Source organism: Desulfuromonadales bacterium, assembly GCA_035620395.1.
In the GTDB taxonomy this organism is placed as follows: domain Bacteria; phylum Desulfobacterota; class Desulfuromonadia; order Desulfuromonadales; family DASPGW01; genus DASPGW01.
Genome location: DASPGW010000164.1, coordinates 1 through 17689, shown reverse-complemented (window position 1 = coordinate 17689; position 17689 = coordinate 1). Strand labels below are relative to the sequence as shown.

The following is a 17689-nucleotide window of genomic DNA, read 5'->3' as shown; positions in this document are numbered from 1 at the left end:
GATGCTGGTCTTCGTCCTGCCGGTGGTTATCCTGATCCTTCTGATGACCCAGGAGGTGGTGGGAATCTACGAAATACTCGAACAGGAGGTCGCCGAAGCCGGTCCCCTCACCTTCGACCATCTGCAGGATTTCCCCGTGGTTCGCGAACTGGCCGAGCGGCTGCAACCGTATCTGGAGCAGTTCGGCCTCAGTTTCCGGGAAGCCGTGCAGATGGGGACCGGCAAGGTGATGGGGTTTCTGCTCGACTACTCTTCCGCCATGATCCGCAATTCTCTCGCCTTTACCGTCAAGGTGATCCTCATGGTGATGGCCCTGTTCTACATCTACAAGGACGGCGAGATCCTGCTGGAGCGGTTCTGGTCGGTGGTGCCGATCCCCGGTGAAAACCGGAATGTGGTGGCCGGGACGGTAAAGCGGGTGCTCTCGGCAGTCATCTACGGCGTTTTTCTGACCTGCCTGGTCCAGGGGCTCCTGGCCGGGATCGGCTATTGGGTCTTCGATCTCCCCTCGCCGCTGCTGTTCGGTGCTCTGACCGCAGTGGCGGCCCTGATTCCCTTCGTGGGAACCGCCCTGGTCTGGGTGCCGGCCGTCGGGTATTTCCTCCTGGAGGGCGAGGTGAGTCGGGGACTGTTCCTGTTTCTCTGGTGCTTCGTCCTGGTGGTGCCGTCCGATAACCTGATCCGCCCCTTCTTCATCAGCGGCAAGGGGCAGCAATCCCTGCTGGTGGTGGCCCTGGGGCTTCTGGGCGGCCTGGCGGCCTTCGGCTTCGTCGGCATCCTCATCGGTCCCCTGGTTCTCTCCCTCTTCCGGGCTTTCCTGGATATCTACCGGGGCCAGATGGTCCTGCCGGAGGACAGTCGGGAGGAGTAATCCGGACTGCGGTGAACACCAATCCCTCACTTCGCTGCCACCATTACGCTATCCGCCAAACCCGCTGATTCGCCCTCCCGTATCGTTCTGCTGCCTGGCACCGCCAAGGTCCCGAACATGACCGGCTTCGCCGCCTTCCCGGCCCGCTTTCCCCTGCTGCTGGCCGAGTGGGGGTTCAGCAACTCCGAGGCAGGGCCGATGAGCGGTGTGGCTCATGATTTCAGGTGGTCGGCTGAAGGGGGAATATCGCGTGGAAGGTCGTACCGGACTGGGGCGAGCTTACGAACCCGACCTTGCCCCGGAGCAGGGAACTGAGCATCTGCACGCTGTAGGTGCCGAATCCGCGGCCTTGCCCCTTGGTCGAAAAGGAACGGGTGAAAATCTGTGACTGGACCTCGAGCGGGACCGGTCGATCGTTATGAACCCGGAACTCGATCTCCTCCCCCGCAAGTCGGCAGCCGAGGGTGACCGTTCCTCCATGGTCGGTAGCCTCGAGGGCATTGAGAACCATGTTGCCGATCACCCGCCGCAGCAGATTTCTGTCAGTATGCAAACAGACGTCGGCCACACTTTCTTCGAAGCGAAGATATTTTCCCCGCGCCTCCGGATGCCTTTGCAGGGTCTTCAATTGCTGCTGCAGAAAGTCGCCGGTGGTCAGCGGCGACCAGTTTACCGATAGTGCACTCTCCTCGGCCTGCTCCAGCAGACGAAGAGTCATGATCTCCTCGATGGAGCCGAGAGTGGTCTGCTCGAGCAATTCGCAAATCTCCGGGCGCTCTGTAACATCCGAGTGCTTCAGGACATCGAGCAGCCCACGTATGCTGGTCAGCGTGTTGAGCAGGTCATGGAAGCAGACGTCGGCGAGCATGGCGCGGCGCTTTTCCTGGCCGATGTCACTCAAGACCAGTATGGAGAATTGTTCGCCGGCGCTCTCCAGCGGCGTCGCCCAGACGCGCAGCTCGATGGGGGCTCCGCTGCCGACCAGGTCGCAGGTCAGGCGGCAGTCGCTGACTGTTTCGCGGCCCTGCAGGGCAAGGGCCACGCCCCTGGCGACTCCGCAGATCTGGCAGCAGATATTCGCTTCCGCCTCACCGCCTTTGCTGCGCGAATGCAGACAGTGGAAAGCTTCCCCCTCGCGCAGGCCGGGAACCTGCTCGCCCCCTGGAAGGGCGAACATTCTGAGAACAGCGCTGTTGGCATAAACAACCTGCCAGTCCCGGTTGATCATCAGCAGGGGGTTGGGTATGGCATCGAGCAGTCGCCTGGAGATGGCGCTGTTGGCAAACAGGATCTCCTGCTGCCGGGAAAGGGCGGCGAGAGCCGACGGCTGAACCGCCGGCTGGCTTTCAAGAGGTTCGTCAGGTGGGTTCATTTCGGAATGCATGGTCTCATTATAGCAGAGAGGCCGGCAAGATGAGCCGGAAACCCTTTTTATCTGCCTGCTTTCAGCTTTTTCGTCGCGGACACCAGAGCCTCCAGCATTTCCCCTATCTTCTCCCGTGTTTTCACATCGGTCAGCCGGCCGTCCGAGTCAACCTTGTCCTGCACGAAGGGCACCAGGACCTCCGGCCGATTCAGTGGATACATGTTCAAAAAAACACAGCATTGCCGCAGATGGTACTGGGCCCTGGCCGTCCCGAGCATGCCGACGGAGGCGCCCATGATGGCGACGGGCTTGCCATCGAGAGCGTTGTCTCCATAAGGGCGTGAGGCGCTGTCGAGGGCGTTTTTCAACACCCCCGGTATCGAATAGTTGTATTCGGGAGTGGCGATCAGCAAAGCGTCGGCAGCCCGAATTCCGGCCTTGAATGCCTTTACTTTTTCGGCCGGCCGGTCCTCCAACTCCTGGTTGAAAGGCGGAATCCCCTCGAGATCGAAAATCTTCAGTTCCGCATCCGGCGGAACCATCTCCAGTGCGGCCCGCAGGATGGCTTTGTTATAAGAATCCTTTCGCAAGCTGCCGGCAAATCCGAGGATGGACATTCTGGAAGTCATTTTTTTCTCCTTAATTCCCCCGGATCCCACTTCTGCTGCCCGGGACCCCGAGAAGGACGGTGCGGAGTATCGACGGCGTTCCGGATGAATTCAGATTACCGCATTGGCTGAAAAGAACAAGCGCATGTCTCGTTGCGACGAACAGGTCCAGGCCCGGGAAAAACAAAAGGGCCCCTCCCTTGACAAATGAGCGGTCAGGAGAGAGGCCCTTATTTTTACCGGCAGCAGGAAGATTACTGGTACTGGATGTAGAGCGGCTTCGGATGCAGCTTGAGCACATCCTCCGGTGTCATCAGCGGATCGCCTTTCTTGGTGTCGTTATGGTAGAAGAGCTTGAACCCGGTGTACTGGACAGGCTCGGCCACCACGTAATCCTTGTACGAATCCCGCTTCAGCCAAGGAGCCCCCCAGCCGTCCATGTGCATGACGATCTGCACCTCGGGGCGCAGCTGGATGTTGCGGGAGTTGGTGACGCCGTTGCGGGTGAAGCGGTGCACCGTAAAGACCTTGGGCGGCAGATTGTACTTCTGCACCAACTCCGCCAGATAACCGGAGACGTAGTTGATGTCGGCAGCGTCGTAGGTGCCGATCTTGGTTCCCGGGATCTTGCCGCTCTTGATCAGGTTGAACTCCGGGTCTATTCCGAGGTGCACATCCGGGTTCTTCAGGATCCACTCGAAGCGCGGCAGGATGGCGCGGATGTCGTCATGCCCGGTCTGGATGTCGATGAACATGACGGCGTTCGCCTCTTTCGCCCATCCGTAAACCCGGTTCACCACCTCGTCCGGCATGATCATCCGGTACTTGCCGGCCTTGCCCGGTTGATCTTGCGCCACCACCGCGATCAGATGCAGTGCGGGCTGCACCGGGAGCGAGGGATCCGCCTGCTCCCACCGCTCGGCCTCGCCCTTGAGCCGACGCAGCATCTCGTCCTTCTCGTACTCCCCCAGTGCCCCCATCCGCCTGGAATTCGGGTTGCCGTAGTAGGCGACGATGCGCTTCTGCGGCAGGATCGCTCCCGGGAGCGGCGCGGGACAGTTCACCGGCCAACCGCAATTTTTGGCGAACTCGGGGTCTTCGCCCGACTTGTACTTTATCCTCGGAGCCGTCGGCGCCGCCGCAGCTTTGTTTACAGCGGCAGGCGTGGAAGGGACCGAAGTCGGCTTGGGAGTCGCGGGCAAGGTGGGAGACGTGGTTTCTGGCGCTACGGCATGCTCCGCCGGCGGGGGGGCAGGCTTGGGAGCCGCGTCGGTCACGGGCGCCGGACGGTCGGCGGAACGGGTGTCCGTCTTGGGCGCCTGATCTTCCCCGCAACCCGCCAGGGCGAGTGGCAGAATCAGGAGAGTCAGCAGCAAGGGGGAAAGCATCGGGGCGGTGCGGAAAATACGCGGGGACTTCACAAAATACTCCTTCAAGGTGTGGTTCGGCGCCGGCAAGTTTCATCCCTGACGACAGGCACGCAGATATGACGCTGCCGGAGGGATGAGCCGGGCGAGGATAGCATGAAATTGGCCTGCCTTTTGCGGGTGGATTTGAAGGAAAGGATGAATAGCGCCGATAATACCACAACGGAGATATTGGAGTAAGAGGATTTTGTGAAGGGTGCAGAATTTTGTGCGGACGGACGCGAACTTTCCCACGGAAGGCCGCATATACACCTCCAGTTGCGGCGAACTGAACGCGCAATCATGATCCCTTGTGAAGAGACAACCCTGTGGTACCGTTATACTTCAAACGGCGGCAACAGACAAAAGCAAGGGAGGTAATGCGTATGCGCAGACAGTGGTTCATCCTTCTTGCGGCCCTATTGGCTGCAGCACTCCTCAGCGGGATGGGGAAATCTCCGACAGCCGAGGAGGTTCCCCGGATAACGGTTGAAGAGTTGAAAGCAGAGCTCGGCTCCCCTGACCTGGTCGTCATCGACGTCCGCACGGACAAGGACTGGAAAGAGAGCGACCGGAAGATTGCCGGTGCGGCCAGGGAGGACTCTTCGACGCCGCAAAAGTGGGCCGGCAACTATGCGAAGGAGAAGAAGATCGTCCTCTACTGCGCCTGACAGTCGGAAGGAACCAGTGCCCGTGTGGCACTGAAACTGATCGGGATGGGCTATACGAAGGTTTACGCCCTTCAGGGTGGCTGGAAGGCATGGTCAGAGGCCGGATATCCGGTGGAACCGAAGTAATGCTTTTTCCAGGATGAACGTTCTCATCGTCAGTACCAATCGCTGCCGTGAACCGGCGCCGGTCATGCCGGTCGGCGCCTGTCTGGCGGCGGAGGCGGCCCTGCGGGCCGGGCATCAGGTGGAACTGCTTGACCTGATGTTTGCCGGCGATCCGGTCGCCTCGCTGCGCCGAACCCTGGCCCGTCTCGCGCCCCGGGTGGTGGGGTTGTCGGTGCGCAACCTCGACAACACCAGCATGGAAGATCCGCAGAATTTCGTGCCGGAACTCGTCCCCCTGGCCCGGACGGTCCGATCCGAAAGCGCAGCGACGTTCGTCCTCGGCGGCGCGGCCGCCGGCATCATGCCGGAGGAACTGCTGCGCCTGACGGGGGCCGACTGGGTGGTGTGCGGAGCGGGGGAACGGACGTTTCCGGCCCTCCTCACCGCCCTGGACGCCGGCGGCCGCCCGGAGGAAATACCCGGCTTGGGCTGGCTGGAAACGGGCGGCTTTCGCCAAGGTCCGGCGGCGAGGGAATGCCCCGGGGAATTTCTCTTCCCCGATTATTCCCGCTGGCTGGATACGAGCACCTACCGCCGGCACGGGGCGACGGCGCCGGTGCTGAGCAAGCGGGGCTGCCCCTTTGACTGCATCTACTGCCCGTGTCCCCGGATCGAGGGAAAGAGCTTCCGCTTCGCCTCACCCGAGCGGGTGGCGGAAGAAGTGGTGCGACTGACCGCCGCCGGCTTCCGGGACATCGAGTTCGTCGACAACGTCTTCAATCTTCCGGTTGAGCACGCCCTGGAAATCTGCCGCGAAATCACCCGCCGGCGGCTGCCGGTGCGCCTCCACACGCATGAGCTCAATCCCGCCTTCGTCGACGACGAACTGCTCACCGCCATGGAACGAGCCGGCTTCGCCTCGGTCGCCCTCACCGCCGAAAGCGCTGCGACCGATGTGCTTGCCGGCCTGGGCAAGAACTTCGGAACGGAAGAACTGTTGCGCGCGGCCGCCGCCGTCCGCCGCCACCGTCTCCCCTGCCTCTGGGTCTTCATGCTGGGTGGCCCGGGCGAAACGGCCGACACGGTGCAGGAAACTCTCGAGTTCGCTCGCCGGCAGGTGCGCTCCGGAGACGCGGCCTTCTTTGCGGTCGGGATTCGGATCTATCCCGGCACCCACCTCGAACGGCTGGCCCGGCTGGAGGGAATTTACACGGGCAGGGCCGAAGAGTTGCTGGCGCCTGCCTTCTACCTTTCCCCATCACTCGATCTTTCGGCCCTGCAGCACGCCGTGCGGGCAGCCGTCATCGAACGGCCCAATTTCATTCGCACCGGCATGCCGACCTTGCGGCTGCTCCCCGGAATCCGGGCTCTCGCGGGATTAACCGGCGTGCGGCCGCCCCTCTGGCGCTACACGGCCCTCATCCGCAAGCTGCTCGGCAGACTGGGGATACGGGAAAAACTGACAGCGAAAGGGGAGAGCCGGGGAACACCGCCACCAGAGCAGGTCGCGACCCGAACCGGCGAAACCCTCTTGACACGCTCCGACGCCTGCGACTAAAGTTGAAGGCATGATTTCCACGCGTCTCCGTTTTTTAGCCTTTGTGCTGCTCATCCTTTCCCTTGCCATGTTCACCGGAATTGCGACTACCGTCTCGGCGCTGGATCACCCGGAGAGCGTCGATGCCTGTTGCGACCGGGGCGAGCCCGAGCCGGAGCCGATGAGCGGTCCCTGCGCGGACGCCAATTGCCTCTGCTTCTCCTGTCTGACCCTCGACCGGGTCGCCTCCCTCTCCTACGTCTGGCCGCTGCAGGTTACCGCCTCCGGCTTCTCTCTGCCGCCGGCCTTCTGCCCGGACGGCTTCAGCGCCGTCATCGACTACCCGCCCGAAACCGCCTGATCTCCCCCTGATAACTGAAACGGAGAATTTTGCCGCAGCACGAAAGGGGCCGCGTACCCAGTTGCTTGCGCAGTCCATTCGTTCGGCCTGAATCAACATTTCCAGCAAGGAGATCCTTATGAAAAAGTACATCCTGGCCGGCGTCGGCCTGGCCCTGGTTATTGCCGTCACCGTCGTCTTCCTCCGACAGGACAACGTCCATGCTCTGGCCGTCAACGAGGTCGCTTCCGACCCGGCGGCCTTCACCGGCACCATCACCGTCACGGGTGTGACTTACGGGTTCTCGCGGCAGGATCCCAACATCTTCGGCATCATGGATGTCAAGGAGCTGCAGTGCCAGAGCCCGAACTGCAACAAGCAGATCATCCCGGTGAAATATCAGGGCAAGCTGCCGGCCGGCGGCGATGAAATCAGCATGACCGGCAGCTTCGTCAATACGGGTGGCGGCTACCTGTTCGCGGCCGAGCAGATCAAGGTGCTGCGCAACCACAACCTCGGGGGATAAGAATGACCCTCGGAAAACTTGTCTTCAGGAACATCACCCGCCGGCGCGGCCGCTTCATTTTCACCCTGCTGGGGATCACCATCGGCATCGCCTCCTTCGTCACCTTCCTCTCCCTTGGTGGGAGCCTGAAGGCCGAAATCCACCGGGAGTCGGCCGCCCTCGGCGCCAACCTGGTCGTCACCCCGAAGGGCTCCTGCGCCTATGAGCAGGTCTCCATCCTCACCGGCGAACAGTTGCCGACAACCATCACCGCCGAAGAGGTGGCCAAAATACGGGCGATCAAGGGAATTACCGCGATCCCCTACCTGACCGAACGGACAGCCGTCGACAATCGCCCGGTGACCGTCCTCGGTATCCTGCCGGATGAAACGAAACTTTTCAAGGGGTGGGAGATGGCGCGGGGCGCTTACCTCGACACTTCGGCGGAGGAGCAGGCGGTGGTCGGCGCGGTCCTCGCTGCCCAGTTCGGCCTCGAGCCCGGCTCCTCTCTCACCATCCGCGGCGAACGGCTGCCGGTACGCGGAGTGCTTGCGGAAACCGGCAGCAAGGACGACCTTACCGTCTTTCTGCCGCTTCCCATCGCCCAGCGGCTCTATGGCCAGGGCGAGATGGTCTCCTTTGTAGCGGTGCGGGTCGACGACATCAACCAGGTTGACAACTACGCCCTGAAGATAACTGAAGCTGTCAATCTCGGGGTGGTCTCCGACAAGCAGATGCTCAAGTCGGTTCTCTCCATCATCGGCACCGTCAACGTCACGCTGCAACTGATCGCCGCCGTGGCGATTCTGGCGGCGGCCTTCGGCATCATCAACACCATGATGACCGCCACCTACGAGCGCAAGCGGGAGATCGGCATTCTGCAAGCCCTGGGCGCGCGGCGGCGGACAATCTTTGCCGTCTTCCTGCTCGAGTCGGCAGTTTACGGCCTGCTCGGCGGGCTCTCCGGGGCGCTCGGCGGGCTGCTCTTTTCGGCTCTGGCCGCACCGCATATCAGCCAGAACACCTTTACCGCCTTCGTCAAAGGGTCGGGCAGCGCCGGCCTGGCCGACCCGGGGATCATCCTCGGGGCCATCGCCTTCTCCGCCGTCGTCGCCGTCGTCGCCGGCGTTTATCCGGCCTGGCGGGCGGCGCGGCTCTCTCCCGTGGAGGCCATCAGCTATGAATGACATCATCATCCGCACCGACAACCTCACCAAGACCTACGGTACGGGCGCCGCGGCCAGCCATGCTCTGCGCGGCGTCTCCACGTCCATCCCGCGCGGTTCCTTCACCTGCATCGTCGGACCCTCTGGCCACGGCAAGAGCACCCTGATGCACCTGCTCGGGGGACTGGACCGTCCGAGCGCCGGCAGCGTCGAGATCGACGGCGTCGAACTGACCCGGCTCGACAGCAGCTCCCTGGCCCGGCTGCGGGCAAAGAAGATCGGCTTCGTCTTCCAGTTCTTCAACCTGCTGCGCAATCTCACGGCGGCAGAAAATGTGGAAACCGCCATGATGCTCTCGGGCGTACCGGAGCGGCAGCAGTCGACCCGGGCAAAGGAGATGCTGGCCCAGGTCGGGCTGGCCGAAAAAACCGGCGCCCGGCCTGCCGAGCTCTCCGGCGGCCAGCAGCAGCGGGTCGCCATTGCCAGGGCGCTGATCAACGATCCCGACATCCTGCTGATGGACGAACCGACCGGCAACCTCGACTCGGCGGCAGAGGCTGAGATCGTCGAGATTCTTCACACCCTGCACCGCCGCGGCAAGACCATCGTTCTCGTTACCCACAACGACGGCATCGCCCGCCAGGCGCAGAACGTCATCCGCGTTCAGGACGGCCGGATTTCGTCATAACCACAGGACTTTTTCTGATCCGCAAAAAAGCCTGCGCGAGCAGGCTTTTTTGTTTTCTCCCTCATGCTTGACGGTGATCAATGCCCTTGCTGCCGTCGCCGGTTATCCTTTAACATGAAGGTGCTCACAGCCACCCGAAGCGTAAGGCAAGAGGATGAACGGAACAAGGCAGCAGAAGCAAATCGCAACACGCTCCGGGAGCCGGGCCAGGAAGTGGTGCCTGCTAGCTGCGGGTTTGCTCAGCACCGGCCTGGCGATACTCGGCATCTTCCTTCCCCTGCTGCCGACCGTCCCTCTGCTGCTGCTGGCGGCCGCCTGCTTCGCCCGAAGTTCCGAGCCATTTTACAGCTGGCTTCTGGAGCACCGCCACCTCGGTCCGCTGCTTCAGCCCTACCTCAAAGGCTCCGGCATCCCCCGGCGTGCCAAGGTCAAGGCGATTGCCCTGGTCTGGGTCACGATCCCGGCCTCTGCCCTCTTCCTTGTCCCGCTTTTCTGGGTGAGGGTCCTGATGTTCGTTATCGCCCTGGCGGTCACGCTCTACCTCCTGCGGCTGCCGAGCTCTGAGGATGCTGCCGGCCAGTCGACCTCGCCTGCACCCTGACTTGCCTTAATCACCATCGCCCGAAATTCCGGGTAAAGGTGACAAATGCCTGCACACCCCTGACTCTGGATGAGTCGACCGTGCTGTCGAACTCCATGTTGGTGGCCACCCCGCGAACGCTGAATCCGAGCAGGGACAGCGGGGCAAATTCGTACTCGAGACCGGCCCGGGCATAGCCGCCGACACCGAATGCCGACTCGCTGCCGTTCCGGACGCCAGGAGCGGCAGCAGGGTCAACAGCTCCCGCCGTTGCCATGACGTCTTCGTCCGCATCGTATTCTCCGAAGACCATGGCCGGACCGGCGGCCAGATAGAGCCGCCACCGTGATCCCAGTCGCTGGTTGAGACAGACCCCGGCCGAGAGATCGAGCAGCCAGAGGGAACTGTCGATCTTGACCACCGTCTGGTTCGAGGCGATCACGGCAGACGTGCTGCGGGAACGCCAACCGAACAAAATCCCGCCTTCGACTCCCAATTGCGTCCTGTCGCCGGCGAAAAGGTGCTGGCCGATGAAGCCGATGGCCGGCATGGTGGAAAGGTCCTCCTTCTTGCCGGACTCCGCCGGATGAAGTCGGAAGGTCAGGCTGTCGGCATCAAAACTGCCGGCGCCGACAACTCCCTGCAGAAATGCGCCGTTCGCGGCCAGCACAGCCTGTGGCGCGACAGCCGACAGCAGTAACCAGGCGAGCAGGGTAAGCAGGCATATCGATCGGGTGTCGGACATGGGCACTTCTCCGGACAGAATTGGTGCATCTCCAGAAGTACGACTGGCCACACTGGAGACATACTCAAGGATTATAGCGGCCAGGAACAGAACTTTTTGTTTCCCGGCCGGATTTTTGTTTGACACCGGACAGGGGAGTGACGTATACAGGGTGGCCTTCTTTTTTGACCTTTTTCCGGCAAGTTATCCACTTTTCATGGGTGGGTTTTCAGGGGTGGTGCAGACCGGTCGGAATTCGACGCCCTCCCCTACCGCCCACATTTTCAGAAAGAAAGAGACCGCAGCATGATGAACCTCAAACCCGAAGTCGTGGCCCAGCTCGAGCGCGTGCTCGGCTCCGTCGAAATGCTTCTCCCCAAGGCCGTTGCCCGCATCGACTGGGCCATCTGCCACGCCGCCAACTGGCGCCGCCACTCCTTTTCCGGCTTTCTCGAGCCGGTTAAGGTGACCGACAGCACCACTCTCGATGAACTGCTCGGCGTTGATCAGCAGAAAGAGATCATGATCAACAATACGCGTCAGTTCCTCGCCGGCCTGCCGGCCAACAACGCCCTGCTCTGGGGCTCGCGCGGCACCGGCAAATCGTCCCTGGTCAAGGCCCTGCTCAACGAGTTCGCCCCCAAGGGGCTGCGCGTCATTCAGGTCGAGAAGGAGGACCTGATCTACCTCTCCGAAATTTTCACCGCCGTCGAGAACCAGCCCTTCCGCTTCATCCTGCTCTGCGACGACCTCACCTTCGAGGTTGGCGAACTGAGCTACAAGATGCTCAAGAGCGCTCTCGACGGCTCGGTCTATTCGGCTCCCGAAAACGTCCTGATCTATGTCACCTCCAACCGCCGTCACCTCCTCCCCGAGTACGAGTCCGACCACCTCGGCGGCAAGTTCGTCAAGGGGGAACTGCAGCAGAGCGAGGCGATGGAGGAGAAGGTCTCCCTCTCCGACCGTTTCGGCCTATGGGTCCCCTTCCACGTCTTCACCCAGGACCGCTACCTCGACGCCGTGCGCCTCTGCGTCGAGCGGCATGCCCGCGAGCGCAGGGTGGAGATCCCCTGGAGCAAGGAACTGGAGCAGGCCGCCATCCAGTGGACCCACGACAAGAGCAAGCGCTGCGGCCGCACCGCCTTCCAGTTCTCCAAGAACTGGGTCGGCCGTTACCTGCTGCCGACGATGGGAGTCTGAGACACGGTCCGGCCCCACCTGCGCAAGGAGGCATGATTTCGTCATGATCTTCGATCAGTTGGAAAATTTTCCGCTCTATCTCCCACTGCATCCCCACTTCGCCGACGTATTGGCGTTTTTGCAAAAGGGAGACCCGGGCACATTGCCGGTCGGCCGCCATGATGTCAACGACCGTGGCGCCTTCGCGCTGGTCAGCGAATACGCCACGCGTCCACTGGCCGAGAGCTTCATCGAGTGCCACCGCAAGTACATCGACATTCAGATGCTGACAAGCGGCGCCGAGGCGGTCGGCATCTGTTGCCGCAGCGCCTGCCGCGAGCTCCCCTATGATGCGGAAAAGGACTTCCTGAAGCTGGAAGGACCCACCGACCGCCTCACCCTCACCCCGGGGTTCTTCGCCGTCTTCTACCCCGACGACGGGCACATGCCGATGCTGCAGCTTGCGGATGGCCCCAGCCAGGTGAAGAAGGTGGTTTTCAAGATCCCGATTTCTGCCGCGGCCTGAGCCGCCACGGCGAGATCGCTGGATAGCGCCGAATTTACGGAGCCGCACCATGAATGTCGTCTGTCTTTTTGGCAGTCCTCGCAAGAACGGCAACAGCGCCGCCGTCGCCGGGCATTTTCTCGACACGGCCCGCAAGCTCGGCGCCTGCACCCAGAGCTTCTACCTGAACACCCTGTCGCTGCAGGGCTGTCAAGCCTGCAACCGGTGCAAAACCCGCTCGGAGAAATGCGTCCTCAAGGATGACCTGAGTCCGGTGCTCGAGGCGGTGTTCGCCGCGGAAGTGGTGGTAATGGCCTCGCCGGTCTACTACGGGGACGTCTCCGCTCAGCTCAAGGCCTTCATCGACCGCACCTACTCGTATCTGCTGCCGGGGTACATCGCCTTGAACCACCCCAGCCGTCTGCCGGTGCGCAAGCAACTCGCCTTCATTCTCACCCAGGGACACCGCAGCCCCGACTGGTTCGCCGACATTCTGCCGCGCTACCGGAACCTTTTCCACTGGACCGGTTTCGCCGAGACCCATCCGCTGCGGGTTGTCGACGTCTACCGCAAAGGCGACGTCGGCTCCCGGCAGGAGGTCATGCAGGAGGCGGCACTGCTGGCCCGCAAACTGCTGGCACCGGGCAACGCCGCGACCGCTACTGCCGAGTAAGCGGCGAGAGCAGAGAATTTACGCTGCTGCAGCAACGGAAAAAGCCTGCTTGACGCAGGCTTTTTCAATTTCTACAAAGCACTCACTTCTAATCACCGATGACCAATCGCTGTTCATCATCCTGTTAATACCGGGTGAATTTCCGGATCCGTTTACCGGCCGTTGCCACAGCCCGGCCATACGTCACCTGGGCCACTCCCAGCAGCCTCAACATTCGGCCGCGCATTCGGCCGATATCGTTACCGGTCAACCGGCCCATGCCGGTGATGAAGGTGCCTCTGAACTGATTCATCTGCCCTCTGAAGAGCACCGCGTTCATGTTTTGGCCTCCTTTCTCTGCGTGATCCTACACCCTCATTTTACCGCAGATTTTCACTTTTGCAGGGCAACCAGGCAGACTGGGAATGCTCGCGGGTCTCATAGGTCCCATGAGTCCCGGGCAAGAAAGCTGTTCAGAGAATCAGCAGCAGCACCTTGACGGCAACAATCTTGCCGATCAGTGCCAGCGGATAAACCGTCGCGTAGGCGGCCCCGGCATAGGGAGTGGCCGAGAGGGCGCCGGCTGCGGCGAGGCCCGAGGCGCTGGTCATCCCCCCCACCAGCACCCCCAGCAGCCGCAGAAAGCGGATACCGAGCCACCAGAGGCCGAGAAGAGCGCCGACAGCCACCGGAACGATGGTCACCACAACGCCGGAGAGGAGCAGCGGCATACCCTGGGCCTGCAGGGTGGCGACAAAGGAAGCTCCGGCCGAGGTCCCCACCGCCGCCATGAACAGCGCCAGTCCAAGATCGCGGATCAGGCGATTGCCGCCGGACGGCACATCCCAGATGAGGGGACCGGTCTGGTAGCGGGCGCCGAGCAGCAGACCGGCGAGCAAAGTGCCGCCGGTGGTGCCTAGAGTCAGCGGACCGACCAGCGGCAGCGGCAGGGTAATCTGGCCGAGCAGGAAGCCGAAAAGGAGGCCGACCAGAATCGGCAGCAGGCTGACCTCGTAGGTGGCCTTCAGATCGTTGCCGAGCAGGCGGGTGACGTTGCGCAGGGAGCGCTCGTCGCCCACGGCATGCACCACATCGCCCCGATGCAGGCGTGTGTTGGCGTCGGCCGGCAGGTCGATGCCGTTACGGGTGATGCGTGCCACCTGCACGTTGAACGTCTCGCGGAAGTTGAAGTAGCCGAGGGTGGTCCCGACGAACTTCGGCTTGGAGACGACGATGCTCTTCTTGGTCAGCACCCGGTCGAAAGCGATCTCCCCCTCGATCGGCCGGCCGATGAAGAGCTGCACCTTCTCCAGATCAATGGGCCGTCCCACCACCCGCAGCCGGTCACCTTCCTGCAGCTCGGTATCCGCCCCGACCAGCACCGGCTCGGAGGCGCCCTGGCGCAGCAACCGGGTGAGGGTCACCGGCGCGATGCTCTTGAGAAAAATGTCGGCCACCCGCTTGCCGAAGAGGTTGGGGTTGCTCACCTCGAGGTGGCAAAAGGTGATCGGCGGGTTGATCTCGGCGAGTTCCCGGGCGAGCCCCTCTTCCTCGCCGCGAATATTGATGCGCAGCAGGCGCGGCAGCAGCTTGATGCAGAGGGCCACCCCGACCACGCCGAAGCCGTAGGTGACCCCGTAGGCCGCCGGGGCCTGGCCGTGGCCGACGACCTCCACCGCCGCAGCCAGCGACGGGGTGCTGGTCATCGCGCCGGAGAGCAGGCCCGCGCCGGTGCCGGCGTCGAAGCCGAACAGCCGGCAGCAGACATAGGTCATCAGGGTGCCGGCTGCCGCCATGGCGAGGACGCACGCTGCCATGGCGAGGCCGTGGCTGCGAAAGGAACCGAGGAAGCCGGGGCCGGCCTGCAGTCCGACGGCATAGATGAACATGGCCAGGCCGATGGTCTGCACCCCTTGCGGGATGGTGAAACCGAAATGGCCGAAGGCCAGCGCCACGAAGATGATGGCAGAGGAGCCGAGGGAGAGGTTCCAGAGGCGCACCTTGCCCAGCAGTTCGCCGAGGACGATGATAAACAGCAGCAGGAAAATGGGGTTGTGCAGCAGTGTCATGATTAATTGTTTGCCGCGGTCAGACCAGTCCGCGGGAGGAGAGTTCGTCCTTGAGATAAGCGTAGAAGACAGGGGCCGCGATCAGACCCCGCAGCCCGAAAACCGCTTCCATGAGGAGCATCGCCAGCAGAAGTTCCCAGGCACCGGCACGGATGCGCGAACCGATGATGTGGGCATTGAGAAAATATTCCAGCTTGTGGATGACCACCAGAAACGCCAGGGACGCCGCCGCTACCCCGAGCGAAAGACTCAGACTGACGACGACGATCACGGTGTTGGATATCAGGTTGCCGATCACCGGCAGCAGCCCGGCCAGGAAAGTCACGGCGATCAGGGTCTTGGTATAGGGAATTGAAATACCGAGCAGGGGGAGGCCGACCCCGAGGTAGAGCCAGGTCAGGAAGGCGTTCAGGCCGGAGATGCGCACCTGGGCGAACACAATGCGGCGAAAGGCCCCTCCGAAGCGCCGGACGCGCTCGCCCAGGGCGGTCGCCAGGGGCGCCCCTCCCGCCTGTCCCGGCATGGCTTCCCGCAGCGAAAGCATGGCGCCGACGACCATGCCGATCAGCAGGTGGGCAACGGTGCGCAGCGTCTCGCGGCCCACCACTTTGAGGTCTCCGGCATGCCCCCGCAGCCATTCGGCGACATCGAGCTTCATCGCCTCAACGTCGGCGGGGAGATATTCCTCGATCATCGGCGGCAGCCAGTGACGGGACTCTTCCAGAATTTCCGCCATCGTCCGGAACAGCAGGGGGAGATTCTCGGCGCCGCCGCGAATGAAGGCCGCAGCCCAGAAGATCACGACCGTCAAAAGGCCGACAATCGCGGCGGACAGCAAGGCCACGGCGGCCAGTTTGGCCCGCTTGCCGGCCAGACGGCTCAGGTGAAAAACCGGGACCAGGACGTGGACCAGTTCGAACACCAGAAAGCCGGCAAAAAGGGTGGCCAGCAGGCGAAACTTGACCGCCATCACCAGCAGCAGGGCGGCAAACAGCCAGGAGGCCACTTCGGAGCGGTTCACGACGGGGTCTTTGGCGACTGCATTCGACATGGGGGATACGTCAGAAGGAATGATAATGAGAAACCCGGCGCAACGAACCACAAATACTTAACAGCCGTCGAGGGTCTTTTGTCAAGAGAATTGAAAAGGAGCAGCGGGGGGGCGTATCGGTCTTGCCGCCAACGCAGTTGCGGCCGGGACTTCGATCCGTCCATGACCATAGAAAAAGCCGCGGATGCACCCGGATAAAGGCGGATTTTTGAAAATCCGTGCCTGTCAGAGGTCCTCCGCGGCTAAAGCTCTTCCAGAACAGGCTTGTTGCCTCCCCTGCCCTGCGCTTATCTCTCAGCCCGCGCTCCCGACGAGGTACGGCCGGGACGCTGCGGGCGCCGGTTACGGGAGGCGGGGGCGGCTGAAGCTCCCGTCCTTTTCTCCCCGGCCGGCTGGCGGCGGGGTGCCGGTTGCCGCGGCGGGCGGGCGAATTCACCGTCCTTCTTCGGCGCGGGGACGGTGTAATCGAAACCGTCCACCTTGCGGCGCTCAAGGGTCGCGCCAAGCACTTTCTCGATGGTACGCACCATCACCGTATCCTCGCCGGTCACCAGGGTGAAGGCGTCGCCGCTGCGAGCGGCGCGCCCGGTGCGGCCGATGCGGTGCACGTAGGCCTCGGGGGTATCGGGAATATCGTAGTTGATGACATGCGAAACCTGGGAGACGTCGATACCGCGGGCGGCGATGTCGGTCGCCACGAGGATCTGGAACGAACCGTCGCGGAATCCGTCGAGGGCCGCCTGCCGCTTGTTCTGGGACAGGTTCCCCTGCAGCGAGGCCGCCTTGTAGCCGGCCTTGGCCAGCTGTTCGCCCAAGCGCTTGGCGCGGTGCTTGGTGCGGGTGAAGACCAGCACCGACTCGGTGTCGGTGTGCTGCAGCAGTTCGAGCAGCAGGGGGGTCTTGAGGTGCTGGGAAACCGGGTAGAGGGCGTGGCTGACGGTAACCGGCGGCGCCGTGTTGCCAACCTGGACGGTGACCGGATCGCTGAGCACATCGTGCGCCAGGCGGCGGATCTCGTCGGGCATGGTGGCCGAAAAGAGCAGGGTCTGCCGCTCACGCGGCAGCTTCTTGAGGATCTGCCGGATGGCGGGGAAAAAGCCCATGTCGAACATCTGATCGGCTTCGTCGAGCACCAGCACTTCCAGCCGGGAGAGGTCGATGGTTCCTTGGCCGATGTGGTCGAGGAGCCGTCCCGGACAGGCGACGACGATCTCGACGCCCTTTTTAAGTTTCTGGATCTGCGGGTTGATCCCTACCCCGCCGTAGATGGTGACGCTGCGCAACCGGGTCTGTTTGCCCAGGGTCTCGATCGACTGGTGGATCTGCTCGGCCAGTTCGCGGGTGGGGGCGATGACCAGTGCGCGGACCGCTCCGTGTCCGCCATGCATCAGACGGTGCAGAATCGGCAGCGCGAATGCGGCGGTCTTGCCGGTTCCGGTCTGCGCCAGTCCCATGACATCGCGCCCCTGCATGACGGCGGGAATCGCCTGCGCCTGAATCGGCGTCGGCGAAACGTAGCCCGCTTCCGCCACGCCGGCGGCAACCTTGGGGTTGAAGTTGAACACTTGAAAAGCCATAAATCCTTCTTTCTTTGTTCCACAAGAAAAAAGCCCCGGGAACATTCCGGGGCTTACGATACAGTCGTTTTCATCCTGGAACAGCTGGT

At 62.6% G+C, this 17689-nt stretch carries 19 protein-coding genes; 11 read left to right on the top strand and 8 right to left on the bottom strand.

What is annotated here, in order from left to right:
* A partial coding sequence (locus VD811_08830) for an AI-2E family transporter (GenBank protein ID HXV21076.1) occupies positions 1 to 871 on the top strand: 871 nt, incomplete at its 5' end.
* 220 nt (positions 872 to 1091) lie between these two features.
* On the opposite strand, the gene VD811_08825 is transcribed toward VD811_08830, so the two are convergent.
* From VD811_08825 to VD811_08815, 3 genes are all read right to left on the bottom strand, one after another.
* A complete protein-coding gene (locus VD811_08825; GenBank protein HXV21075.1) occupies positions 1092 to 2255 on the bottom strand; it encodes an ATP-binding protein in 1164 nt (387 codons plus the stop codon).
* 47 nt (positions 2256 to 2302) lie between these two features.
* On the bottom strand, positions 2303 to 2866 hold the full coding sequence (locus tag VD811_08820) for an NAD(P)H-dependent oxidoreductase (GenBank protein ID HXV21074.1): 564 nt from the start codon (positions 2864 to 2866) through the stop codon (positions 2303 to 2305).
* 233 nt (positions 2867 to 3099) lie between these two features.
* Positions 3100 to 4266 (bottom strand): hypothetical protein, encoded by a 1167-nt coding sequence (locus VD811_08815; GenBank protein ID HXV21073.1) that lies wholly within the window; start codon positions 4264 to 4266, stop codon positions 3100 to 3102.
* 371 nt (positions 4267 to 4637) lie between these two features.
* On the opposite strand from VD811_08815, the gene VD811_08810 reads away from it, so the two are divergent.
* The 7 genes from VD811_08810 (at position 4638) to VD811_08780 (ending at position 9864) form a co-directional block, all read left to right on the top strand.
* Positions 4638 to 5048 carry a rhodanese-related (seleno)protein gene (locus VD811_08810; GenBank protein HXV21072.1) on the top strand — a complete coding sequence of 137 codons (411 nt, stop codon included), beginning with the start codon at positions 4638 to 4640 and terminating at the stop codon, positions 5046 to 5048.
* A gap of 13 nt (positions 5049 to 5061) precedes the next feature.
* Positions 5062 to 6585, top strand: a complete 1524-nt coding sequence (locus VD811_08805) for a radical SAM protein (GenBank protein ID HXV21071.1) — start codon at positions 5062 to 5064, stop codon at positions 6583 to 6585.
* A 10-nt stretch (positions 6586 to 6595) separates the two neighbouring features.
* Entirely contained in the window at positions 6596 to 6925 is a 330-nt protein-coding gene (locus VD811_08800; protein ID HXV21070.1) for a hypothetical protein, read from the top strand.
* Positions 6926 to 7043: 118 nt separating this feature from the next.
* Entirely contained in the window at positions 7044 to 7430 is a 387-nt protein-coding gene (locus tag VD811_08795; protein HXV21069.1) for a hypothetical protein, read from the top strand.
* Positions 7431 to 7432: 2 nt separating this feature from the next.
* Entirely contained in the window at positions 7433 to 8596 is a 1164-nt protein-coding gene (locus VD811_08790) for an ABC transporter permease (protein ID HXV21068.1), read from the top strand.
* Positions 8589 to 9263 carry an ABC transporter ATP-binding protein gene (locus VD811_08785; protein HXV21067.1) on the top strand — a complete coding sequence of 225 codons (675 nt, stop codon included), beginning with the start codon at positions 8589 to 8591 and terminating at the stop codon, positions 9261 to 9263. Before VD811_08790 ends, VD811_08785 begins: the two co-directional genes overlap by 8 nt.
* A 154-nt stretch (positions 9264 to 9417) precedes the next feature.
* The gene (locus VD811_08780; GenBank protein HXV21066.1) at positions 9418 to 9864 is read left to right on the top strand and encodes a YbaN family protein; all 447 of its coding nucleotides are present in this window, start codon (positions 9418 to 9420) and stop codon (positions 9862 to 9864) included.
* Positions 9865 to 9874: 10 nt separating this feature from the next.
* Here the strand turns inward: VD811_08780 and VD811_08775 are convergent, their stop codons facing one another.
* Positions 9875 to 10588, bottom strand: a complete 714-nt coding sequence (locus VD811_08775; GenBank protein ID HXV21065.1) for an outer membrane beta-barrel protein — start codon at positions 10586 to 10588, stop codon at positions 9875 to 9877.
* A gap of 285 nt (positions 10589 to 10873) precedes the next feature.
* Here VD811_08775 and VD811_08770 point away from each other — a divergent pair, with 285 nt between their 5' ends.
* The 3 genes from VD811_08770 to VD811_08760 are packed head-to-tail and all read left to right on the top strand — an operon-like array spanning position 10874 to position 12924.
* Positions 10874 to 11767 carry an ATP-binding protein gene (locus tag VD811_08770; protein ID HXV21064.1) on the top strand — a complete coding sequence of 298 codons (894 nt, stop codon included), beginning with the start codon at positions 10874 to 10876 and terminating at the stop codon, positions 11765 to 11767.
* 43 nt (positions 11768 to 11810) lie between these two features.
* Positions 11811 to 12272 carry a YhcH/YjgK/YiaL family protein gene (locus VD811_08765; protein HXV21063.1) on the top strand — a complete coding sequence of 154 codons (462 nt, stop codon included), beginning with the start codon at positions 11811 to 11813 and terminating at the stop codon, positions 12270 to 12272.
* 49 nt (positions 12273 to 12321) lie between these two features.
* Positions 12322 to 12924 (top strand): flavodoxin family protein, encoded by a 603-nt coding sequence (locus tag VD811_08760; protein ID HXV21062.1) that lies wholly within the window; start codon positions 12322 to 12324, stop codon positions 12922 to 12924.
* A 124-nt stretch (positions 12925 to 13048) separates the two neighbouring features.
* Here the strand turns inward: VD811_08760 and VD811_08755 are convergent, their stop codons facing one another.
* From VD811_08755 to VD811_08740, 4 genes are all read right to left on the bottom strand, one after another.
* Positions 13049 to 13243 carry a hypothetical protein gene (locus VD811_08755; GenBank protein ID HXV21061.1) on the bottom strand — a complete coding sequence of 65 codons (195 nt, stop codon included), beginning with the start codon at positions 13241 to 13243 and terminating at the stop codon, positions 13049 to 13051.
* Between the two features lie 133 nt (positions 13244 to 13376).
* A complete protein-coding gene (locus VD811_08750; protein ID HXV21060.1) occupies positions 13377 to 14972 on the bottom strand; it encodes a TrkA C-terminal domain-containing protein in 1596 nt (531 codons plus the stop codon).
* Positions 14973 to 14991: 19 nt separating this feature from the next.
* Positions 14992 to 16023, bottom strand: a complete 1032-nt coding sequence (locus VD811_08745) for an AI-2E family transporter (GenBank protein HXV21059.1) — start codon at positions 16021 to 16023, stop codon at positions 14992 to 14994.
* Positions 16024 to 16310: 287 nt separating this feature from the next.
* Positions 16311 to 17600, bottom strand: coding sequence for a DEAD/DEAH box helicase (locus VD811_08740; protein ID HXV21058.1), 1290 nt, complete (start codon positions 17598 to 17600; stop codon positions 16311 to 16313).
* Positions 17601 to 17689 lie beyond the last annotated feature (89 nt).